Below are 22419 nucleotides of genomic sequence, written 5' to 3'. Positions count from 1 at the left end.
CCCGCTCAGCGGAGCACGGCGTCGAGCACGGCCTTCGTCGCCGCGGGAACCTCGCGGGCGCGGTAGAGCACGGCCTTCCACGGCTCCACGCTCGCCGCGCTGACGCCGACCCCCACGGCGTCGAGACCTGCGACGCGGCACGAGAACAGCGTGCGCGGCAGGTGGTACCCCTGCGTGACGACCACCGCCGTGCCGACGCCGAACTCCGACGCCGCGCGCGTGCACGTCGCGTGGGTGTCGAAGCCCTCGCGGTCGAGCAGGATCGCGTCGTCGGGCACGCCGCGGCCCAGCAGCCACGCGCGCATCGAGCCGGGCTCGTCGTAGTCGTCGTGCGCGTCGCCGCTCACGAGGACGACGGGCGCGACGCCCCGGTCGTAGAGCTCGGCCGCCGCGTCGAGCCGACGGCGCAGGTACGTGGACGGCGTCCCGTCCGGCCGCAGCCCCGCCCCCGGGACGACGATCGCGTCGCTCGGCGGCACGTGCGCGGGGTCGGCGACGTGCGCGCGCCCCACGGCCTGCACGACGACGAACGGCGCCAGCACGAGCACCACGAGCCCGGCGGCCGTCCCGAGGGTCAGGCGCCGCCGTCGGGACCGGCGCGGACGCCCCGACGAGGACCTGTCGGACGACGGTGCTGTTGGGCCTGCTGCTGACGCCGTGGTGGCGGGCGGCGACGCCGGATCGTCGGTCACGCCCCGACCCTAACCTCGCCGCCGCGTCGACCAGGCGCTCCTGGCTGGCCGAGCAGGTGGTCCTGGTCCGTCCGCCGTCCGGGACGGACCAAGACCGCCTGTTCGGCGGGTTGGGGTGGAGAGGAAGGGAAGAGGGTCAGGTGGGGGAGGTGAGGGTCGTGAGCTCGGCGGTGAGGTTGGCGCGGGCGCGGTCCTCCCAGAGCGCGGCGGCCTGCGGGGTGCGGAACAGCGTGCCGCCCTCGAGCAGCGCGCGCAGGACGGCGGCGCGCCCGGCCCGGAAGGCGTCGTCGGGCACGTGGGCGTACTCGGCGCGCACCTGGCGGGCGTAGCGGGCGTACCGGTCCGGCGCGGACCCGAGGACGGCGAGGTCGGCGTCCGAGACGAGCGCCCCGGGTGCGTCGCCCGGCGCCGGGGCGTGGTCGGTCGTCACGAGCACGAGCCGCACGACCTCCTCGACCTCGCGGGCGCCGAGGTGGCCCGTCAGCCGGGCGTCCGCGAGCTCGGCCGACCGCTCCTCGTCGCGGCCCGCCTCGCCGTCGTGCACGGCGTCGTGGAACCACAGCGCGAGCTGCGTCACCGCAGGCATCGAGCCCGTGACCGACGCCGCGCCGTCCGACACCGCGCCGCCCGAGGCGCCGCCCGGCGACGCGGCGGTACCTGCGCGGCCTGGGGGCCGGGCGGCGTCGGGCACGCCGGGCGGGCGTCCCTCGAGGAGCGCGAGGGAGTCGAGGGCGTGCACCAGGTGCTCGGGCCCGTGGTAGACGCGGTGCGGCTCGTGCCAGCGCTCGACGAGCTCGACGCCGACGTCGCGCGCGCCCGGGAGGAGCGCGTCCCAGCGTGCGAGGAGCGCGTCGGCCTTCGCCGCGCGCCGCGCCCGGCCGGGCACGCGCAGGCCGGAGGCGCCGAGGCGCCGGGCGAGCTCGCGCCCCCCGACGGGCACCGCGCCCGCGGCGACCGCGACGTCGTACCGCTCGGCGGCGACGTCGTAGTGGTCGAGGTCGAACGCCCGCGGGCTCACGCCGATCGACGCCGCGAACGCGTGCAGCTCCGCGAGCGACGCGTCGGACACGAGATGGCTGAACAGCGTCCCGTGCGCGGGCCACGCGGGCGGGTCGATGAGAACGGTCACCGCCCGAGCATGCCACCGACCGGTGAGCCGACGCGCGGGCGTCGGCTCACCGGCCGGGGAGCGGGCTGAGCCGGGTGGGCAGCACCCGGAGGGGTCCGGGCGGGATCCCGGCGTGCGAGCCTCAGCCCGCGCGCGAGGCCGCCTCGACGACCTCGACCGACTGGCGCGCGATGGCGAGCTCCTCCATCGTCGGGACCACCATGACGAGCGTGCTCGTCCAGTCCGGCGAGATGACGCGCGGCTCACCGGAGTCGACGGCGTTGCGGTCCGGGTCGACCGCGAGGCCGAGCGGCTCGAGCCCCTCGACGACGGCGGCGCGCACCTCGGCGTCGTGCTCGCCGACGCCCGCGGTGAAGGCGACGACGTCCACGCGGCCGAGCACGGCGGCGTACGCGCCGACGTACTTGCGCAGCCGGTGGATGTACACGTCGAACGCGAGGCGGGCGCCCTCGTGGCCGGCCTCCATGAGCCGGTGCAGCTCGCGGAAGTCGTTCACGCCGGACAGCCCCTTGACGCCCGAGCGCTTGTTGAACAGGTCGTCGATCTCGTCGATGCTCATGCCCGCGTTGCGCGCGAGGTGGAACACGACCGCAGGGTCGATGTCGCCCGTGCGCGTGCCCATGACGAGGCCCTCGAGCGGGGTGAGGCCCATCGAGGTCTCGACCGGCACGCCGCCCTTGACGGCCGACGCCGAGGCGCCGTTGCCGAGGTGCAGCACGATCGTGTTGAGACCCTCGATCCGGCGCCCGAGGACGCGCGCGACCTTCCCGGACACGTACTGGTGGCTCGTGCCGTGGGCGCCGTAGCGCCGGATCGCGTACCTCTCGGCGACTTCGGCGTCCAGGGCGTACGTCGCGACGTGCTGCGGCAGCCGCTGGAAGAACGCGGTGTCGAACACCGCGACGTGCGGCACGTCGCCGAGCAGCGACCGCGCGACCTCGATGCCCTTGACGTTCGCCGGGTTGTGCAGCGGCGCGAGCGGGGACAGCGAGCGGATCCGCTCGAGCACGCCGTCGTCGACGAGGACCGGGTCGGCGAACAGCGAGCCGCCCTGCACGACGCGGTGCCCCACCGCGTACACGTCGGCGTCCGAGAGCGTCGGGCCGACCTCGTCGAACATGCTCAGCGCGATGCGCAGCGCGTGCCCGTGGTCCGCGACGGGCTCCTCGCGCGTCGTCGTGTTCCCGGCAAACCGGTGCTTGATGATCCCGGACTCCTCGCCGATGCGCTCGATCGTGCCCGCGGCGATCGCCTCGCCGCCGACGGGGTTGACGAGCTGGTACTTGAGCGAGGACGACCCCGAGTTCATGACGAGCACGGACCCGTGCGCGCCGTACGCGCTGTAGGGGTTGGGGCGCTCGCCCTCGGGCAGGATCGTCATGACGTGGCTCCCTGGGAGTCAGAGGTGGGGTCGACGGCGTCGGCCGGGGCCTGCGCCTGGATCGCGGTGATCGCGACGGTGTTGACGATGTCCTGCACGAGCGCGCCGCGCGAGAGGTCGTTCACCGGCTTGTTGAGGCCCTGGAGGACCGGGCCCACCGCGACGGCGCCCGCCGAGCGCTGGACCGCCTTGTAGGTGTTGTTGCCCGTGTTGAGGTCCGGGAAGATGAACACGGTCGCGCGCCCCGCGACGTCCGAGCCTGGCATCTTCGACGCCGCGACGGACGCGTCCACGGCCGCGTCGTACTGGATCGGGCCCTCGACGAACAGGTCGGGGCGCCGCTCGCGCACGAGCGCGGTGCCCCGGCGCACCTTGTCCACGTCGGCCCCCGAGCCGGACTCGCCGGTCGAGTACGACAGCATCGCGACCCGCTGGTCGACGCCGAACTGCTGCGCCGTCGCCGCCGAGGAGATCGCGATGTCCGCAAGCTGCTCGGCCGTCGGGTCGGGGATGACCGCGCAGTCGCCGTAGACGAGCACGCGGTCCTGCAGGCACATGAGGAACACGGACGAGACGACGGACACGCCCGGCTGGGTCTTGATGATCTCGAACGACGGCTTGATGGTGTGCGCCGTCGTGTGCTTGGCGCCCGACACCATGCCGTCCGCGAGCCCGAGGTGGACCATCATCGTGCCGAAGTAGGACACGTCCTGGACGCGCTCGCGCGCCTCCTCGAGCGTCATGCCCTTGTGCGCGCGCAGCCGCTGGTACTCCGCGGCGAACCGCTCCACGAGCTCCGGGTCGTGCGGGCTGACGACGTGCGCGGCGTCGATGTCGAGGCCGAGCTCCGCCGCGCGGGCGCGGACCTTCTGCTCCTCGCCGAGGATCGTCAGCTCCGCGACCTGACGGCCGAGCAGCGTGGACGCGGCGCGCAGGATGCGGTCGTCGTCGCCCTCGGGCAGCACGACGTGCTTGCGGTCCGCGCGGGCACGCGAGAGCAGCTCGTACTCGAACATCAGCGGCGTGACGACCTCGGGCCGGGGCACGTCGAGCCCCGCGAGGAGCGCCGCGCCGTCGACGCTCTGCTCGAACAGCGCGAGCGCCGTGTCGACCTTGCGCTGCGACTCCTTGGTCACGCGGCCCCGGGCGCTCGCGGCGGCGCTCGCCGAGCGGAACGTCCCGAGGTCGGTGCGGATGATCGGCAGGCTCGGGTCGAGGTCCGCGACGAGGCGCGCCGTCGACTCGGGCGGGAAGAACCCGCCGTTGAGGATGACGCCCGCGAGCGACGGGAAGCCCGACGCCGAGTGCGCCGCGAGCAGCCCGATGAGGATGTCCACCCGGTCGCCGGGCGTGATGACGACGGCGCCGTCGGTGAGCCGGTCGAGCAGGTGCTCGAACGACATCGCACCGACGAGCAGGTCGGTCGCCTCGCGCGCGAGGAGCTCCTCCTCGCCGAACGCGAGCGTCCCGCCCACGGCCTCCATGAGGATCCGCACGGTCGGCGCGTCGAGGAACGGGTCCTCGGGCACCGCCCAGCCCGGCAGCCGCGTACCCGGGGCGGGCTGCGCCGTCGGGCCCGACGACGTCCCGCCCGCGAGCGGCTCGCCGTCCGGTCCCAGCGACCCGAGCAGCGCGCGCACCGCGTCGAGGTCGTCCGGCTGCACGCGGTTCGCGACGACGCCGATGGGCTGCGCGTGCTGCGAGCGCAGCTCGGCGACGCTCACCTCGATGAGGTTGCCCACGGCGTCGGGCGTGCGGCCCTTGCCGGAGACGACGAGGAGGACCGGTGCGCCGAGGTTCGCCGCGACGCGCGCGTTGAACGACAGCTCGGTCGGCCCGGCGACGTCGGTGTAGTCCGTGCCCACGACGACCACGAAGTCGCACTGGCTCGCGACCTCGTGGTACCGGGCCACGATCCGCGAGAGCGCGGCCTCCTGGTCGGCGTGGACGTCCTCGTACGTGACGCCGATCGCCTGCTCGGCGGTGACGTCCACGCCGTCGTGCGCGAGCAGGAGCTCGAGCACGTAGTCCTGCACGTCCGGGCCGGCGGCCCGGGTGACCGGCCGGAAGACCCCGACCCGCTGGACCTTGCGGACCAGCAGGTCGAGGACCCCCAGCGCGATCGTGGACTTGCCCGTCTCGCCCTCGGGCGAGGTGATGTAGATGCTGCGAGCGGTGTCGCTCACTCGTTGTCTCCTCCGGTGTCCTGCACGGCGGCGCTCGCGCCGTTGTACTGCGGGCCACCCTCCTCGGTCGCCGTCTCGCCGACGTCCGGCCACACCCAGTCGCGCACCTCGGGGATGTCCTCCCCGTGCTCGCGGGTGTACTGGCGGGCCGTCAGCCGCGCGTCGACCATCTCCTGGCGCAGGCCCGCGTAGGTCGAGCGCAGGGACGGCACACGGTCGATGACGTCGATCACCAGGTGGTAGCGGTCGATGTCGTTGAGCATGGCCATGTCGAACGGGGTGGTGGTGGTGCCCTCCTCCTTGTAGCCGCGCACGTGGATGTTCGCGTGGTTCGTGCGGCGGTACGTGAGGCGGTGGATGAGCCACGGGTAGCCGTGGTAGTTGAAGATGACCGGCCGGTCCGTCGTGAAGAGCGTGTCGAAGTCCTTGTCCGACAGGCCGTGCGGGTGCTCCTTCTCGTCCTGGAGCCGCATGAGGTCCACGACGTTGACGACCCGGACCTTGAGGTCGGGGATGCGCCGGCGCAGGATGTCCGCTGCGGCGAGCACCTCGAGCGTGGGCACGTCGCCCGCGGCGCCGAGCACGACGTCCGGGTCCTCGCCCTCGACCTCGGTGCCGGCCCAGTCCCAGATGCCGAGGCCGCGCGAGCAGTGCGCGATCGCCTGGTCCATCGACAGGAACTGCGGCGCGGGCTGCTTGCCCGCCACGACGACGTTCACGTACTGGCGCGAGCGCAGGCAGTGGTCGTACGTCGAGAGCAGCGTGTTCGCGTCCGGCGGCAGGTAGACGCGGACGATCTCGGCCTTCTTGTTCACGACGTGGTCGATGAAGCCCGGGTCCTGGTGGCTGAAGCCGTTGTGGTCCTGGCGCCACACGTGGCTCGACAGCAGGTAGTTGAGGCTCGCGACCGGGCGCCGCCACGGGATGTGGTTCGTGACCTTGAGCCACTTCGCGTGCTGGTTGAACATCGAGTCGACGATGTGGATGAAGGCCTCGTAGCTCGTGAACAGGCCGTGCCGCCCGGTGAGCAGGTAGCCCTCCAGCCAGCCCTGGCACTGGTGCTCCGACAGCATCTCCATGACGCGGCCGGCGCGCGCGAGGTGCTCGTCGACGTCGGGCCCGAAGAAGTCGGCGTTCCACTGCTTGTCCGTGACCTCGTACACGGCCTGGAGGCGGTTCGACGCCGTCTCGTCGGGGCCGAAGATCCGGAAGTTGTCCGGGTTCTTCCGCACGACGTCGGTGAGCCACTGGCCGAGGACGCGCGTCGACTCGGCGATGCTGCTGCCCGGCCCCGTGACGTCCACGGCGTAGTCGCGGAAGTCCGGCAGGCGGAGGTCCTTGAGCAGGAGGCCGCCGTTCGCGTGCGGGTTGTCGCTCATGCGGAGCGTGCCCTCGGGGGCGAGCGCGGCGACGTCGTCGACCAGGCGGCCGTCCTCGTCGAACAGCTCGTCGGCCCGGTAGGACTCGAGCCAGCCGCGCAGCACCTCGAGGTGCTCCGGCGTGTCCCGGGCGCTCGCGAGCGGCACCTGGTGCGCGCGCCACGAGTCCTCGGTCTTCTTGCCGTCGATGACCGGCGGGCACGTCCAGCCCTTCGGCGTGCGGAACACGATCATCGGCCACGCGGGACGCTCGTCGTTCCCCGCCGCGGCGTCGGCCTTGATCTGCGCGATGTGGTTGAGCACCTCGTCGAGGAGCTGCGCGAAGCGGCGGTGCACCTCGAAGTGGTCCTCGCCGTCGAACCCGCCCGTGAAGAAGTAGGGCGTGTGGCCGTAGCCGATCATGAGGTCGCGCAGCTCGTCGTCGCTGATGCGCGCGAGCACCGTCGGGTTGGCGATCTTGTAGCCGTTGAGGTGCAGGATCGGCAGGACGACGCCGTCGTTGCGCGCGTTGACGAACTTGTTCGAGTGCCAGCTCGTCGCGAGCGGGCCCGTCTCCGCCTCGCCGTCGCCGACGACCGCGGCGACGAGCAGGTCGGGGTTGTCGAACGCGGCGCCGTACGCGTGGGAGAGCGCGTAGCCCAGCTCACCGCCCTCGTGGATCGACCCGGGCGTCTCCGGCGCGACGTGGCTCGGGATGCCGCCCGGGAAGGAGAACTGGCGGAACAGCCGACGCAGGCCCTCGGTGTCCTGGGTGACGTCCGAGTAGGTCTCGGAGTACGTGCCCTCGAGGTACGCGTTCGCCACGAGGCCGGGGCCGCCGTGGCCGGGGCCGGCGACGTAGATCGTCGACTGGCGGCGCTGCGCGATCGCGCGGTTGAGGTGCGCGTAGAGGAAGTTGAGGCCCGGCGTGGTGCCCCAGTGGCCCAGGAGGCGCGGCTTGACGTCCTCGCGGTCCAGCGGCGTGCGCAGCAGCGGGTTGTCGAGCAGGTAGATCTGGCCGACCGAGAGGTAGTTCGCCGCGCGCCACCAGGCGTCGACCCGACGCAGGGTGTTGTCGTCGAGCGGTGCGATCTCGGCGGGCTGCCAGGCGGTGGACTCGGTGACGGTGGTCGTGCTCATCTCACGCTCCTGCGGGGGAAGGGTCCGTGAACGACTACGGCTTCATACAACCCCATCGACCGGGGGCCTGCACTATTCCTCCTGCCGCCCGGCGGTGTGACCTGCGCCCACGACGGCACAAAAGGTCCAAGGTCCCGCGCCCGGGAACCACGGCCGAGGACGTTGTCCCCGGCCCCGAGGGCCGGTGGGCGGCGTGTGACGTTCGCCCGCCAGGCGGTCCGGATGCGGGGACCCGCCCGCGCCCCGGATACCGTGGGGTCGTGCCCGAGCCCACCGCGCCCCGCTCGTTCTGGGCGGTCGCCCGCCAGCCCCGGGTCGTCGGGCTGCTCGTGCTCCTCCTCGTCGCCGCGGCCGTGTGCGCGCGGCTCGGCGTCTGGCAGCTCGACCGCGCCCAGCAGCGTGCCGAGCTCGCGGCGCAGCACGAGGCCGCCGAGCTCGAGGCCGCCGGCCCCGAGGGCGTCGGCGTGCTGCTCCCGCCGCAGTCCACGTTCCCCGGCGAGCTCGTCGGGCGGCAGGCCTGGGTCGAGGGCGAGTACGACGCGGAGGGGCAGCTCCTCGTCGAGGGCCGCGCGCTCGACGGCCGCACCGGCTACCTCGTGCTCACCCCGCTCCACGTGACCGACGACGGCACCCAGGGCGCGTCGTGGGCCGACCTCTCGGGCGCCCCGGTCCTGCCTGTCGTGCGGGGCTGGGTCGAGTCGCCCGACGCGAGCGCCGCGCTCGACCCGCCGGACGGCGTCGTGCGCCTCACCGGCTACCTCCAGGCGTCCGAGGCCGCCGGGCAGGGCGGCTCCGCCCCCGGCCGCACCGACGCGATCTCCACGGGCGAGCTGGTCAACGCGTGGGGCGGACCGATCTACTCGGGCTACCTCGTGCTGCTGTCCTCGGACCCGGCGCAGCCGTCGGCGGCCGACGGCGGCCCGGCCCAGCTTCCGCGCCCGACGATCGAGGGCGGCACGGGGCTCAACCTGCAGAACCTGTTCTACGCGCTCCAGTGGTGGGTGTTCGGCGGGTTCGCCGTGCTGCTGTGGGTCCGGCTCGTGCGTGACGAGGCGGCGGGTGGCAAGCGCCGCGCGCGCGGGGAGGACGCCGGGATCGCCGGCCTCCCCGGGCCGGCCGACGCCGACGCGACGGGCCCGCGAACGACCCCCTGAGAGCGGGCCGGGAGCGCACGCGCCGCGTCCCGGGCCAGGAGCGAACGGACCGCCGTCTCACCACGTGACACAGCGCTTGCCGGACATATGTACGGACCTCAGTCTTATCCCGCCCGGACAGAGCGTCCGGGCGGTCCGCCGGTCGACGTCGCCCGGCGGTCGGAGAGACACGGGGGTACTCCATGAAGAAGCGTCTTGCACCGTTCGCGGTGGCAGCGGTCACGATCGGTCTGGTCCTCGCCCCGGCGGCGAGCGCGAGCGCGGCGAGCAGGACCACGCCGTACAACTGCGGCACCCGCGACGCGAAGATCACGGCGAGCGCGCCGACGAACGTGTCGCTCCGGGTCAACGGGACGACCAACAGCGCGCGCAACAGCGCGGGCGCGGCGGTGACGATGTACGACTACGACGGCCAGGGCACCGCCTACGCGACGTCGACCGACGCGTCGGTGGCGATCCACGTCTCGTGCTTCTGACGCGCTCGTCCCGTCGGGTCGGCTGACTCCGTCAGGCCACCCGACGCGGCGTCACCCGGTGCCCGGTCGTCGTCCGCGACGGCCGGGCACCGGCGCGTCCGGCCCCGGCCCCGCGACCGGGCCCGGCCCCGAGTCCGGGCCCGGGCCCCCGACCCGGCTGCGCGTCCCGGCCGCCCGCGGTCAGTCGTCGAGGTCCAGGTCCTTGAACCACGACTCGGTGACGTAGTCCGTCTCCCAGCCGAGCGAGCGGTAGAGCTGGTCGGCCTTCGTGGGGGAGTCGGCGTCGACCTCGAGCGCCACGCGGTCGCGACCGTCCCGGGCGGCGTCCGCGATCACCGTCGCGAGCAGCGACTTCGCCACGCCGCGGCCGCGGGCGGCGCGCGTCACCCCGATGTACTCGACGTAGGTGCCCGGCGCGCCGCTCTCGCCCGCGGCGATCGACGAGCACACGACCGTGCCCGCGGGGACGCGGTGGCCATCGTCGGTGTCCACGTACGCGAGCCACCAGTGGTCCCAGCTGTGGCCCGGGTCCTCGCGGAGCCGCTGCACGAACTCCGAGAAGCTCTCCCGGTAGGAGTTGAAGTGGTCCTGGAAGGACGTCTCCAGCATCTGGTGCACGACCTGGAGGTCGGCCGCGACGGGCATCCCGTTCTCGTGCCGCTCGACCGGGCGGACCGTGACCCCGGCGCGCGGGGCGAGCGCGGCCTCGTCCGGGACGACGGGGCGCGTCATGTGCAGCCAGCTCCGCCGCCGCGCGTACCCGGCCCGGGTCAGCCACTGCGCCTGGCGCGCGTCGTCGGCGAACGGGCTCTCGTCGAGGCGCGTCGCCGTCACGCCGCGCAGGCGCGCCATCGCGACCGCGGTGCGCTCCGCCCAGCGGTAGAACGCGTCCGCGATCGCGTCGACCTCGGCCACGTCGCGGTCGAAGTAGCCCCAGACGGTGGCCCTCCCGGCGGCGCGGTCGTGCACGGTCACCCAGGCGCGGGGGACGTCGTCGGGCCCGACGGCGACCAGCTGGCGCCGCGTCCAGGAGGCCAGCCCCGCGACCTCGGACTCGATCCCGGCGGGGTCGACGTGCGTCGAGCCCGTCCCCTGGAGCTCGTCCAGGCGCCGCAGCCGGACGAGCGCGTCGATGTCGGCGTAGCCGGGGACCCGGGCCCGCCAGGGGCTCGGGAGGGTCGGGAGGTCGTGCGGGGTGGCGCTCGTGGTTCCAGGCATCGGCACCATCTTGGCACCGACCGGCGCTACTCCTGCTGCCAGGAGTGCCACAGCCGCGCGTAGTCGCCGCCCGCGGCGACGAGCTCGTCGTGCGGGCCGATCTCGCTGATGCGGCCGCCGTCGACCACGGCGACGCGGTCGGCGTCGTGCGCGGTGTGCAGGCGGTGTGCGATCGCGACGACCGTCCGGCCGGCCAGCACGGCGTCGAGCGAGCGCTCGAGGTGGCGAGCCGCCCGGGGGTCGAGGAGCGACGTCGCCTCGTCGAGCACGAGCGTGTGCGGGTCGAGCAGCACGAGGCGCGCGAGCGCGAGCTGCTGCGCCTGCGCCGGGGTGAGCACGTGCCCGCCCGACCCCACGGTCGTCGCGAGGCCCTCGGGCAGCGACTCGGCCCACCCACGCGCGTCGACGGCGTCGAGCGCGTCGAGCAGCTCGGCCTCCTCCGCGTCGACCTTCGCGAGGCGCAGGTTGTCCGCGAGCGTGCCGACGAACACGTGGTGCTCCTGCGTGACGAGCGCGACCTCGCGCCGCAGGTCCTCGAGCGGCAGGTCGACGAGCCGCACGCCGCCGGAGCGGACGGAGCCCGCCGTCGGAGGGTGGATGCCCGCGAGCATGCGTCCGAGGGTCGACTTGCCCGCGCCCGACGGCCCGACGACGGCGAGCCGCTCGCCCGGCTCGAGGTCGAGCGAGACGCCGTGCAGCACGGGGTGGCCCTCGCGGTAGGCGTACTCGACGTCGCGCGCGACGAGGCGGTCGCCGTCGGGCACGTCGCCCGTCGGGGTGCGGTCGCCGGGCACCTGCGCGACGCCGACGATGCGCGCGTACGACGCCGCGGCCACCTGGATCTCGTCGAGCCAGAAGATGAGGTTCCACACCGGCCCGGCGAGCTGGAACGCGTAGGTCGTCACCGTGGCCACGGCGCCGAGCGTCGTCTGGCCCTGCGAGAGCAGCCACGCGCCCCACACGAGCGCCGCGACGGGCGCGATCGCGATGGCCAGGTCGATGCCCGGGAACAGCACGGTGCGCAGCCCGAGGGTGTACCGCTCCGCCTCGAACGCCTCGGTGAGGTCGGCGCGCACGCGCGCCTGGCGGCGCTCGGTGAGCGAGAGCGCGTCGACCGTGCGCGCGCCCTCGACGCTCTCGGTGATGGTGCCGTTGAGCGTCGCGTAGGCGGCGGCCTCGCGCTGGTAGCCGGCCGACGCGCGCTTGAGGTACCACCGCGACACGACGACGAGCAGCGGCACGCCCACGAACAGCGCGAGCGCGACGAGGGGTGCGACCACGACGGCTGCCACGGCCGTGAGCACGAGCGTGACGACCGCGACGAGGAGCTGCGGCACGCCGAACCGCACGGCGTGCTGGATGCGGTCGATGTCGTTCGTCGTGCGTGCCACGAGGTCGCCCGTGCCCGCGCGCTCGACCGTGGACAGCGGCAGCGACGTCACCGTCTCGACGAGGTCCTCGCGCAGCTCGGCGAACACCGTCTCGCCGAACACCATGGACAGGCGCTGCGCGTACCGGCGCAGGACGGCCTGCGCGAGGACCGCGCCCGCGCCCACGGCGACGACGGTCGTCACGTACGACGACGTGGTGCCCTCCGTGACGGCGTCGACGAGCCGGCCGAGGAGCCACGGCCCCACGAGACCCGCGACCGCGGCCAGGGTGTGGAGGACGGCGATGAGCACGAACGTGCCGCGGTGCCGGGCGAACAGGCGACCGGCGGCGGCGCGGACGGCGGGGCCGTCGGCGACGGGGAGCCTCATGCCTGGCCTCCTTCGGGTGCGGTGCGGGCGAGGGCGGGGGTGTCGTCGAGCGAGCGCCCGACGACGCGCAGGTACCGGGCCGCGTCGTCGTCCGGTGCGGTCGCGGGGGAGTGGGCGCGGTCGACGAGGTCGCGGTGCGTGCCGCGCGCCGTGACCCGGCCGTCCTCGAGGAGCAGCACCTCGTCGACGTGCTCGAGCACGAGCGGCGACGCCGTGACGACGAGGGTCGTGCGCCCGCGGCGGGCCTGCGCGAGGCTCGCGGCGATCCGCGCCTCGGTGTGCGCGTCGACGGCGCTCGTCGGCTCGACGAGGACGAGGATCTCCGGGTCCGTGAGGAGCGCCCGGGCGAGCGCGACGCGCTGGCGCTGGCCGCCCGAGAGCGACCGCCCCTTCTCGGGCAGCTCGCCCGCGAGGCCGTCGGGCACGGAGTCGAGCACGTCGTGCGCGTCGGCCGTGCTCACCGCGGCGAGCACCTCGGCCTCCGTCGCGGTGCCGCGCGCGTCGAGCTCGTCGCGCAGCGCGCCCGAGAAGAGCTGGGGCGTCGCCTCGGCGACGACGACGCGGCGCCGGAGCGCGTGCTTGTCGAGCGCGGCGAGCGGCGTCCCGCCGAGCCGCACGGGCGTGGCCGCCTCCGCGGCGTCGTCGAACCGACCCAGCCGGGTCGCGACGGCCGCCGACGCGTCCGGGTCCGCCGAGACGAGCGCGACGACGCGCCCCGGCTCGAGCACCAGGCCGCTCGTCTCGTCGACCAGGGGGCTGCCCTCGGGCGGCATGGGCGCGGTGGCCGGGGTCGCGCCCGCGGCCGGTTCGACCGCGAGGACGCGCACGATCTTGCGCGCGGCGACGTGGGCGCGCGTCGCGATGTTGAGCATCTGCGTCGCGACCTGCAGCGGCCAGCCGAGGAACGCCGCGTACCCGTAGAACGCGACGAGCTGCCCGGGCGTGATCTCGCCGCGCAGGGCCGCCGTCGCGCCGAGGTAGACGACGAGCACGACGAGCAGGCCGGGCAGGAGCACCTGGAGCGCGTCGAGCGTGGCCTGGGTGTGCGCGACCTTCACGCCGGCCTCGCGGACCTTCTGCGACTGCCGCGCGTAGCGGCCCACGAACACGCCCTCGCCGCCGATCCCGCGCAGGATGCGCAGGCCCGAGACGGTGTCCGCGCCGAGCGTCGTCAGGCGGCCCTGCGCCTCGCGCTGCGCGGCCTGGCGCTGCTGGAGCGGTTTGACGAGCAGCGCGAGCACCGCGGCGACGACCGGCAGACCCAGCACGACGACGAGCCCGAGCTGGAGCGACGTCGAGAGCATGATGACCGCCACGACGACGTACGCGCCGAGCGCGCCGAGGAACTGGCCCATCATCGAGAAGAGCTGGCCGACGCGCATCGCGTCGCTCGCGACGGTGGACACGACCTCGCCCGTCGGGAGCTCCTCGGTGATCGCGTCGCCCGAGCGGGCCGTGACGTCGCCCACGAGCTGCGACGTCGTGAGCGCCGAGCGCAGCCAGTTCGCGATGTCGAACCGGTGCTGCGTCACGCCCGTGACGACGATGCCCAGGCCCAGCGCGAGCAGGAGGCCCGCCCAGCGCCACAGCTCGGCACCGAACCCGGCGGTGAGCCCCTCGTCGAGCGCGCGGCCGAGCATGTACGGCTGGAACGCCTGGCACGCGAAGTTCACGAGGCCGAGCAGCACGGACACCGTGAGCACCGTCCACTGGCGCCGGGCGATCCAGAGGAGGTAGCGGGACGGTCCGCGCAGGTCGGGGGTCCCCGGGTCGGGGAGGGGGAGGGGTCGCACGGTGTTCTACCCTAGGTTCGGCGTCCGACACGCGGCGACGGTTTAACGCGGCGACCGCGTCACGCCACCGCACGCGGCGGAGACCGCCGCGGCCGTCTCGCCCGGAACGAGGACCTCTCCCATGACCACGCAGGACCCGGCCACCCCCACCGACGCGCCCGTCGTCGCCCCCGCCGACGCGGCGGCCCCCAGCGCGGAGGCCGCGCGCACCGCGATCGGCAAGGCGCGCGGCGCGCTCGCGCGCTACCGGGTCCTCGCGATCATCACCGGTGTGATGCTGCTGATCCTGTGCGTCGAGATGCTCGTCAAGTACGGCGTGGGCCAGTTCGTCGACGTCGACGGGGTCATGCGGTACGTGTCCTGGATCCCCTTCGCGCACGGCTGGATCTACGTCGTGTACCTCGTCACCGTGCTCGACCTGTGGACCAAGATGCGTTGGGGCTGGGGCCGCCTCACGACGATGGTGTTCGCCGGCGTCGTCCCGGTCATGTCGTTCATCCTCGAGAAGAAGGTGCACGCCGAGGCCGACGCGAAGCTCGTCGCGCTGGAGGAGCAGTACGCGGCATGACCACGCCGCTCGCGCCCCTCGTCGCGCCCGGTCCCGAGCTCTCGACGCCGGAGCTCGAGCGCTACGCGCGCCACCTCGCGCTGCCGGGCGTCGGTACCGAGGGCCAGCGGCGGCTCGCGGCCGCGCGCGTGCTCGTCGTCGGCGCGGGCGGCCTCGGCAGCCCCGCGCTGCTCTACCTCGCCGCCGCGGGCGTCGGCACGATCGGCATCGTCGACGACGACGCCGTCGACACGTCCAACCTCCAGCGCCAGGTCATCCACGGCGGGTCGGACGTCGGACGTCGCAAGGTCGACTCCGCGCGCGAGAGCATCGCGGACGTCAACCCGCACGTCCAGGTCGTCGAGCACGCGCTGCGGCTCGACGCGGACAACGCGCTCGACGTGCTGCGCGGCTACGACGTCGTGCTCGACGGCGCCGACAACTTCCCGACCCGCTACCTCGTCTCCGACGCGGCCGAGGTCCTCGGCCTGCCCGTCGTCTGGGGCTCGATCTACCGCTTCCAGGGACAGGTCAGCGTCTTCTGGGCCGCGCCCCGGTTCGCCGTGCCCGACGACGCCCCGCACCCGGACGCCGCGGGTCCCGATCCCGCGGCGGGGTCGGGGGAGCAGGGCCCGCGCGGGGTCACCTACCGCGACGTGTTCCCCGTCCCGCCGCCCCCGGGCGCGGCACCCGACTGCGCGACCGGCGGCGTGTTCGGCGCGATGTGCGGCACCGTCGGCTCCGTCATGGCGACCGAGGCGATCAAGCTCGTCACCGGCGCCGGCACCACGCTGCTGGGCCGCCTCGCCGTCTACGACGCCCTCGACCTCTCGTGGCGCCAGCTCACCGTGCGCGCCGACCCGACGCGCGAGCCCGTCACCGCGCTCCTGCCGGGCGACGACGCCTACGCCGCGTTCTGCGGGCTCCGGCCCGCGGCGCAGGCCGTGGCGACGCCCGGTGCCGGGGCGGGGCCGACCGGGGCAGCGGGGCCCGCGCCGCGCGACGTGTCCGCCCCTGACGCGGCCGCCCTGCTGCGGGCCGACGACGCCGCACCCTTCCTGCTCGACGTCCGCGAGGACTGGGAGGCGCAGGTGCGCCCGCTCCCCGGGTCGACGCTCGTCCCGAGCGGCGCGTTCCTCGGCGGCACGCAGGACCCCGGTGCCGCCGCGGCGCTCGCGGACCTGCCCGCCGACCGCCCGGTGCTCGTGGTGTGCGCGGTCGGCGGCCGGTCGGCCCGCGTCGCCGATGCCGCCCGCGCCGCGGGCCTCGACGCCCGCTCCGTCGTCGGCGGCGTCCAGGCCCTCCTCGACGCCCTGAAGACCCCCACCCTCTAGCCCCCCTGCACGTCGACCAGGTGGTCGTGGCGCGTCCTGGTCGACGGACGAGCCGGGATGGCCTGCTCGGCCCGCCGGGACGGCCTGGTGGACGAGGTCAGAGGGCCAGGTCCAGGCGGCCCTGCGGGGACGAGCTCGCCAGGGCGCCCTCGCGGCGGGGGATGCGCCCGGCGCCCGCGGCGAGCCGGCCCGACTCGACGGCGAGGCGCATCGCGCGGGCCATGCGGACCGGGTCGGCGGCGCGCGTGACGGCCGTCGCGAGGAGCACGCCGTCGCAGCCGAGCTCCATGGCGAGCGTGGCGTCGGACGCCGTGCCGATCCCCGCGTCGAGGATGACGGGCACCCGGGCCGCGGCGGCGATCGCCTCGATGTTGCGCGGGTTGAGGATGCCGAGCCCCGTGCCGATGGGTGCCCCGAGGGGCATGACGGCGGCGCAGCCGACGTCCTCCAGCCGGCGCGCGAGGATCGGGTCGTCGTTCGTATAGGGCAGCACGACGAACCCGTCGCGCACGAGCTGGTCGGCCGCCTCGACGAGGCCGACCGGGTCGGGCAGGAGGGTCACGTCGTCTGCGATCACCTCGAGCTTGACCCACTCGGTGCCGCACGCCTCGCGCGCGAGGTGCGCGGTGAGGACGGCCTCCCGCACGGAGAAGCACCCGGCGGTGTTGGGCAGCGCGCGGATGCCGAGGCGGGCGAGCAGCGCCCAGATCCCGGCGTCGGGGCTCGCGTCCCCGCCGGCGCGGACGGCGACGCGTCGCATCGCGACGGTCGTCAGGGCGGTGCCCGACGCGACGAGCGCGTCCTCGAGCGTGAGCAGGTTCGCGGCCCCGCCGGTGCCCATGACGAGGCGCGACCCGACGGGCGTGCCGGCGACGACGAGCGGGTCGTCGGCGCCGGCCGGGCCGCTCGCGGTGGCGGGGGAGACGTCGGTCGTGGTCATGGGTCCTCCTCAGCCGCCCTGGACGGCGGTGACGATCTCGATGCGGTCCCCGGGCACGACGACGGTCGTCGCCCAGGCGCCGCGCGGCACGACGGCGTCCCCGACGGCCACCGCGACGCCCTGCGGCGTGCCGTCGGCGACGTAGGCGGGGACGAGCGCGGCGACGAGCCGCTCCAGGTCGACGTCGCCGTCGAGCGGGTACGGCTCGCCGTTGACGAGCGCGGTGGGTGCGGGTGCGGTCACGGGTCTCACCTCGGTGTCGTGGCGGTGCGGGCGAAGCGGTCGGTGCGGGCGGTGGCGAGGGCGGTCGCGACGTCGTCGCCGTGCTCGGTCCCGCCGAGCGCGGGGAGCCCGCCGAGCCCGGCGACGACGGCGTCGGCCGTGAGCGGGGCGAGCAGGATGCCGTTGCGGCCGTGGCCCGTCGCGAGGTGCAGCCCCGGGACGTCCGTCGGCCCGACGAGCGGGAGGTTGTCCGGGGTCGCGGGGCGCCCCCGCGGCGTCACCTCGACCAGCGCGGCCTCGTCGATCCCCGGCAGGAGGGCGCGCGCGTCCCGCAGGAGCGCGAAGACCCCGCCGGCGGTGGCGCGGCGGTCGTCCGGGTTCTCCTCGGTGGTGGCCCCGACGACGACCTCCCGGTGACCCGCGCGCGGCCCCGCCGGCTCGGCGTCGCGCGGCACGACGTACACCGGCCGGCCCTGCACGAGCCCGCGCACGACGTGCTCCAGCGCGAGGTCCGGGCCGGCGTCGAGCCGCAGCGTCTGACCCTTCACCGGGCGCGTGGGCACGACGACGCCCGGCACGTCCGCGAGGAGGGCGCCCGACTGCCAGCCCGCCGCGACGACGACCGCACCCGCGCGGTGGAGCCGGCCGGCGTCGTCGTGCACGCCGACCACGCGCCCGGCATCGAGCGCGAGCCGGGTCGCGGACGCGCGGACGACGCGCGCCCCGGTGGCCGAGCCCGCACCCGCGGCGTCGCGCCCGCCGACCGCCGAGAGCAGCGCGGCGTGCGTCGCGCGCGGGTCGACCGCGTGGTCCGCGGGGGCCCACGCCGCCCCGGCGACGCGCGGGCCCAGGTACGGCTCGCGGCGGCGCGCGTCGGCGACGGTGAGCTCGTGCGACGCGAGACCGTGTGCGGCGTGCAGCGCGAGGACGCGGCGGAGCAGCGCGAGGTCGTCCGCGTCGTAGGCGAGGGTGAGCGTCCCGGCGGTCCGCAGCCCGACGTCCGCCCCCGTCGCCGCGCGCAGGTCCGCGGCGAACGCCGGCCACGCCGCGGCGGCCGCGAGGTGGAGCCGCAGGGCGGCCTCCTCCCCGAAGTCGGCCTCGGTCACCGGCGCCAGCATCCCCGCGGCGGCATGCGTCGCGCCCGCGCCCGGCGCCGGGTCGAGCACCGTGACGGTCAGGCCCGCGCGCGCCGCGCGCCACGCGACGGCGAGACCCACGATCCCGCCCCCCACGACGACGACGTCACGCGCGCCGTCGGGCACGACGGAGCCACCCGCGGACGGGTGGACGGACAGGCTCATGTGCGCTCCCTTCGCTGGCATGACCCAGATCAGGTTCGACGGTCGGCGGCGACGCCCTCTCAGCCCCGTGCGGGGCTCCCGTGCTGTCGGCCACAGTACCTCCTGCCGTGGGCCCGCCGAGGTTAGGCTCCCGCGGGTGAGCTCCGAGACCTCCACCACCCCGGCCACTCCCGCCCCGTCGGCGGCGGACGCCGCACGCGCCCGGCTCGCCGACGCGCGGCTCTACCTCTGCACGGACGCGCGCGAGGAGCGCGGCGACCTCGAGGACTTCCTGCGGGCGGCGCTCGCGGGCGGGGTGGACGTCGTGCAGCTCCGCGACAAGACGCTCGACGTCGCGCGCGAGCTCGAGCTCCAGGAGCTCGTCGCGCGCGTCGCGACGGAGCACGGCGCGCTGTGGGCCGTGAACGACCGGGCGGACGTGGCGTCGGTCACGGGCGCGCCGGTCGTGCACATGGGCCAGGGCGACCTGCCGGTCCCGGCCGTGCGGGCGCTGCTCGGCGCGGGGCCCGTGCTCGGCCGGTCCACGCACTCGGCCGCGCAGGCGGCCGCGGCGGAGGCCGACCCGGCGGTGGACTACTTCTGCGTGGGCCCGCTGTGGGCGACCCCGACGAAGCCGGGGCGGGCCGCCGTCGGCCTGGACCTGCTGCGCGACGTCGCGGCGACCCGGCCCGCGACGCCGTGGTTCGCGATCGGCGGGATCGACGCGGACCGGCTCGACGCGGTCCTCGACGCCGGCGCGACCCGGATCGTGGTGGTGCGCGCGATCACGGCGGCGAGCGACCCGGAGGCGGCCGCCCGCGCCCTGCGCGAGCGCGTCGCGGCGCGCGCCGAGGTGCGCACCGACGCCTGAGACGCGGGACGAGCCCCGCCGCACGGCGACTATCCTGGACGGGTGACGTCACCCGCCACCGCTCCCGACACCCCCACCACCGCCGAGGTGGCCTCGACCCCGCGGCCCGTGCTCGTCGTCGACTTCGGCGCCCAGTACGCGCAGCTCATCGCGCGCCGCGTGCGCGAGGCCAAGGTCTACTCCGAGATCGTGCCGCACACCTTCACGGTCGAGCAGATGCTCGCCAAGGACCCGGCCGCGATCATCCTCTCGGGCGGTCCCTCGTCCGTGTACGCCACGGGTGCCCCGTTCGTCGACCCGGCGCTGTTCGAGGCCGGCGTGCCCGTCATGGGCATCTGCTACGGCTTCCAGGCCATGGCGAAGGCCCTCGGCGGCGAGGTCGCCCAGACGGGCCTGCGCGAGTACGGCGGCACCGAGGTCGAGGTGTGCGCCGCGGGCGTGCTGCTCGACGGCACGCCGCAGAACCAGACCACGTGGATGAGCCACGGCGACGCCGTGCACCGCGCGCCCGAGGGCTTCGAGGTCCTCGCGACGTCGTCGGGCTCGCCGGTCGCCGCGTTCGAGGACCGCGAGCGTCGCCTCTACGGCGTGCAGTGGCACCCGGAGGTCAAGCACTCCGCGCACGGCCAGACGGTGCTGGAGCACTTCCTGTACGACGGCGCGGGTCTCGCCCCGGACTGGACGCCCGGCAACGTCATCGCGGACCAGGTCGCGGCGATCCGCGCCCAGGTCGGCGACGCGCGCGTCATCTGCGCCCTCTCGGGCGGCGTGGACTCCGCCGTCGCCGCGGCGCTCGTGCAGCGCGCGGTGGGTGACCAGCTCACGTGCGTGCACGTCGACCACGGGCTGATGCGCGCGGGCGAGGTCGAGCAGATCGAGCGCGACTTCGTCGCGGCGACGGGCGTCAACCTCGTGATCCGCGACGAGAAGGAGCGGTTCCTCACCGCGCTCGCCGGGCACAGCGACCCGGAGACCAAGCGGAAGATCATCGGTCGCGAGTTCATCCGCGTGTTCGAGGACGCGGCGCGCCAGATCGTCGAGGACGCGGGCGAGCACGGCGCCGAGGTGAAGTTCCTCGTGCAGGGCACGCTCTACCCGGACGTCGTCGAGTCCGGCGGCGGCGAGGGCGCGGCGAACATCAAGAGCCACCACAACGTGGGCGGCCTGCCCGACGACCTGCAGTTCTCGCTCGTCGAGCCGCTGCGCACCCTGTTCAAGGACGAGGTCCGCGCGGTCGGCCGCGAGCTCGGCGTGCCCGAGGAGATCGTCGCGCGGCAGCCGTTCCCGGGCCCCGGGCTGGGCATCCGCATCGTCGGCGAGGTCACGGCGGACCGCCTCGAGACGCTGCGCGCCGCCGACGCGATCGCGCGCGAGGAGCTCACGAAGGCCGGCCTCGACCAGGAGATCTGGCAGTGCCCGGTCGTGCTGCTCGCCGACGTCCGCTCGGTCGGCGTCCAGGGCGACGGCCGCACCTACGGCCACCCGATCGTGCTGCGCCCCGTCTCGTCCGAGGACGCGATGACGGCCGACTGGACGCGCCTGCCCTACGACGTGCTGTCCGTCATCTCGACGCGCATCACCAACGAGGTCTCCGAGGTCAACCGCGTCGTGCTCGACGTGACGAGCAAGCCCCCGGGCACCATCGAGTGGGAGTGACCCCCTAGCGGGACGGGCGGGCCCGACGATCCACGGCGATCGTCGCGGCCCGTTCGTATGCACGCTCCACGTCGGCGAGCACGCGCGGCCAGCCTGCCGACGACGGCACGTCCCGGTTGTGGGCGACGATCCGGTCGAGCAGGCCGTCCTCGGTCGCGAGGCGCACGAGCGCGTCGGCGAGGCCGGCGTCGTCGTCGGCCACGAGCGCGTCGACGCCGTCGGTGAGGCGCTCCGCCACGCCCGACTGCGAGCGCGTGAGCACGGCCAGCCCCGCGGCCTGGCCCTCGAGCGCGGCGATGCCGAACGCCTCCTCGACGGCGGGGGCGGCGAACACGTCGGCGCGCGCGTAGAGCCGCTGGAGGCCCGTCGCGTCGAGCCGCCCCGGGAGCGACACGACCGACCCCAGCCCGTGCTCGGCGACGAGGCGCCGCGCGTCGGCCAGCTCGGGGCCGTCCCCGGCGAGCGTCACGTGCAGCGCCCCCTCGGGGAGGCGCGCGACGGCGTCGCGCACGACCTCGAGGAACGGCAGCACGCGCTTGCGGGGCGCGAACCGCGTCGCGGCCACGACGTGGACGGCCGAGCCCTCCATGCGGTCGGCGCGCTCGGTGCGCGGGACGCGCCACGCGTCGAGGTCGAGGCCGTTGTGCAGCACCACGACCTCGCCGTGGTCGCCGACGATCCGACGCAGGGGAGCGGCGGTCAGCTCGCTCACGGCCGACCACAGCACGGGCCAGCGGGACCAGCGGACCACGCGGTCGAGCCCGGCGAACGCGCGCTCCGCGCCGCCCCAGACGCTGTGCACGGTGAGGACCGCGGGCAGCCCCGCGCGCACGACCGTCCGCAGCGACGCCTGGGTGGAGGGCGTCAGCACGCCCATGTGCAGGTGCACGACGTCGGGCCGGTCGGTCCGCAGGACCCGCGCCACGTGGTGCGGCGCGCGCGGGTGCACGGGGTACCCGCCCGGGACGCGCGCGGCGAGCCGGTGCACCGTGACGTCGCCGTCCCGCTCGGTCGACACGCCGTGCGCGCCGGGGCGCGCGGGCGTCGTGCAGACGACCGCGACGTCGTGACCGGCGGCCGCCTGCTGCAGCGCGAGCCGCGCGACCTGGGTCTCGATGCCGCCGAGCAGCGGCAGGTAGCAGTCGGTCAGGTGGGTGATGCGCACGGACCGCATCCTCCCATCCCGGCCCCGGCGGACCGCGCGGTCGTCGCCGCGCCCGCCCTGAGGTGCGCGTTCGCCGCGCGGTGGGCGTCTCCCGTCGCTACCGTGGGCCCCGTATGG

General features: G+C 75.2%; 18 protein-coding genes and 1 riboswitch. Of the genes, 6 read left to right on the top strand and 12 right to left on the bottom strand.

Annotated features, from left to right (window positions below; translation table 11 throughout):
• Window positions 1–5: 5 nt before the first annotated feature.
• From E1O70_RS10055 to E1O70_RS10035, 5 genes are all read right to left on the bottom strand, one after another.
• Window positions 6–692 carry a SanA/YdcF family protein gene (locus tag E1O70_RS10055; protein ID WP_061268645.1) on the bottom strand — a complete coding sequence of 229 codons (687 nt, stop codon included), beginning with the start codon at window positions 690–692 and terminating at the stop codon, window positions 6–8.
• Between the two features lie 136 nt (window positions 693–828).
• Complete coding sequence (locus tag E1O70_RS10050) at window positions 829–1821, bottom strand: DUF4031 domain-containing protein (RefSeq protein WP_061268644.1); 993 nt, start codon at window positions 1819–1821, stop codon at window positions 829–831.
• Between the two features lie 121 nt (window positions 1822–1942).
• Window positions 1943–3202: an acetate/propionate family kinase gene (locus E1O70_RS10045; protein ID WP_061268643.1), complete on the bottom strand. Its 1260-nt coding sequence runs from the start codon at window positions 3200–3202 to the stop codon at window positions 1943–1945.
• Window positions 3199–5388 carry a phosphate acetyltransferase gene (pta, locus tag E1O70_RS10040; RefSeq protein ID WP_043656331.1) on the bottom strand — a complete coding sequence of 730 codons (2190 nt, stop codon included), beginning with the start codon at window positions 5386–5388 and terminating at the stop codon, window positions 3199–3201. The genes E1O70_RS10045 and pta overlap by 4 nt, the downstream gene beginning before the upstream one ends.
• Window positions 5385–7886, bottom strand: a complete 2502-nt coding sequence (locus E1O70_RS10035; RefSeq protein ID WP_061268642.1) for a phosphoketolase family protein — start codon at window positions 7884–7886, stop codon at window positions 5385–5387. Before E1O70_RS10035 ends, pta begins: the two co-directional genes overlap by 4 nt.
• Window positions 7887–8146: 260 nt before the next feature.
• Between E1O70_RS10035 and E1O70_RS10030 the strand changes: the two genes are divergently transcribed.
• Both E1O70_RS10030 and E1O70_RS10025 read left to right on the top strand, forming a co-directional pair.
• Complete coding sequence (locus E1O70_RS10030) at window positions 8147–9040, top strand: SURF1 family protein (RefSeq protein ID WP_061268641.1); 894 nt, start codon at window positions 8147–8149, stop codon at window positions 9038–9040.
• Window positions 9041–9222: 182 nt separating this feature from the next.
• Complete coding sequence (locus E1O70_RS10025; RefSeq protein ID WP_034654148.1) at window positions 9223–9516, top strand: hypothetical protein; 294 nt, start codon at window positions 9223–9225, stop codon at window positions 9514–9516.
• Window positions 9517–9696: 180 nt separating this feature from the next.
• On the opposite strand, the gene E1O70_RS10015 is transcribed toward E1O70_RS10025, so the two are convergent.
• The 3 genes from E1O70_RS10015 to E1O70_RS10005 are packed head-to-tail and all read right to left on the bottom strand — an operon-like array spanning window position 9697 to window position 14287.
• Window positions 9697–10734: a GNAT family N-acetyltransferase gene (locus E1O70_RS10015; protein WP_205688637.1), complete on the bottom strand. Its 1038-nt coding sequence runs from the start codon at window positions 10732–10734 to the stop codon at window positions 9697–9699.
• 26 nt (window positions 10735–10760) lie between these two features.
• Window positions 10761–12494 (bottom strand): ABC transporter ATP-binding protein, encoded by a 1734-nt coding sequence (locus E1O70_RS10010; protein WP_061268639.1) that lies wholly within the window; start codon window positions 12492–12494, stop codon window positions 10761–10763.
• Window positions 12491–14287 (bottom strand): ABC transporter ATP-binding protein, encoded by a 1797-nt coding sequence (locus E1O70_RS10005; protein WP_061268638.1) that lies wholly within the window; start codon window positions 14285–14287, stop codon window positions 12491–12493. Before E1O70_RS10005 ends, E1O70_RS10010 begins: the two co-directional genes overlap by 4 nt.
• A gap of 121 nt (window positions 14288–14408) precedes the next feature.
• Here E1O70_RS10005 and E1O70_RS10000 point away from each other — a divergent pair, with 121 nt between their 5' ends.
• Together E1O70_RS10000 and E1O70_RS09995 are read left to right on the top strand one after the other, a co-directional pair.
• Entirely contained in the window at window positions 14409–14855 is a 447-nt protein-coding gene (locus E1O70_RS10000; RefSeq protein WP_082774667.1) for a DUF3817 domain-containing protein, read from the top strand.
• The gene (locus tag E1O70_RS09995) at window positions 14852–16168 is read left to right on the top strand and encodes a ThiF family adenylyltransferase (RefSeq protein ID WP_061268637.1); all 1317 of its coding nucleotides are present in this window, start codon (window positions 14852–14854) and stop codon (window positions 16166–16168) included. Before E1O70_RS10000 ends, E1O70_RS09995 begins: the two co-directional genes overlap by 4 nt.
• 97 nt (window positions 16169–16265) lie before the next feature.
• On the opposite strand, the gene E1O70_RS09990 is transcribed toward E1O70_RS09995, so the two are convergent.
• The 3 genes from E1O70_RS09990 to thiO all read right to left on the bottom strand — a co-directional run bounded on the left by E1O70_RS09990 (window position 16266) and on the right by thiO (window position 18631).
• Window positions 16266–17108 carry a thiazole synthase gene (locus tag E1O70_RS09990; RefSeq protein WP_061268636.1) on the bottom strand — a complete coding sequence of 281 codons (843 nt, stop codon included), beginning with the start codon at window positions 17106–17108 and terminating at the stop codon, window positions 16266–16268.
• A 9-nt stretch (window positions 17109–17117) separates the two neighbouring features.
• Window positions 17118–17351 carry a sulfur carrier protein ThiS gene (thiS, locus tag E1O70_RS09985; protein WP_061268635.1) on the bottom strand — a complete coding sequence of 78 codons (234 nt, stop codon included), beginning with the start codon at window positions 17349–17351 and terminating at the stop codon, window positions 17118–17120.
• A 5-nt stretch (window positions 17352–17356) separates the two neighbouring features.
• A complete protein-coding gene (thiO, locus tag E1O70_RS09980; protein WP_082774666.1) occupies window positions 17357–18631 on the bottom strand; it encodes a glycine oxidase ThiO in 1275 nt (424 codons plus the stop codon).
• A riboswitch (TPP riboswitch) is annotated at window positions 18621–18723 on the bottom strand. Its footprint overlaps the gene before it by 11 nt.
• 44 nt (window positions 18724–18767) lie before the next feature.
• Between thiO and thiE the strand changes: the two genes are divergently transcribed.
• Window positions 18768–19481 carry a thiamine phosphate synthase gene (gene thiE / locus E1O70_RS09975; protein ID WP_061268634.1) on the top strand — a complete coding sequence of 238 codons (714 nt, stop codon included), beginning with the start codon at window positions 18768–18770 and terminating at the stop codon, window positions 19479–19481.
• 42 nt (window positions 19482–19523) lie between these two features.
• The gene (guaA, locus tag E1O70_RS09970) at window positions 19524–21137 is read left to right on the top strand and encodes a glutamine-hydrolyzing GMP synthase (RefSeq protein WP_061268633.1); all 1614 of its coding nucleotides are present in this window, start codon (window positions 19524–19526) and stop codon (window positions 21135–21137) included.
• A 4-nt stretch (window positions 21138–21141) separates the two neighbouring features.
• Here the strand turns inward: guaA and E1O70_RS09965 are convergent, their stop codons facing one another.
• Window positions 21142–22302, bottom strand: coding sequence for a glycosyltransferase family 4 protein (locus tag E1O70_RS09965; protein ID WP_061268662.1), 1161 nt, complete (start codon window positions 22300–22302; stop codon window positions 21142–21144).
• Window positions 22303–22419 lie beyond the last annotated feature (117 nt).

The organism is Cellulosimicrobium funkei, from assembly GCF_004519295.1.
Taxonomy (GTDB): Bacteria; Actinomycetota; Actinomycetes; order Actinomycetales; family Cellulomonadaceae; genus Cellulosimicrobium; species Cellulosimicrobium funkei.
This window is presented reverse-complemented; position numbering and strand designations above follow the sequence as displayed.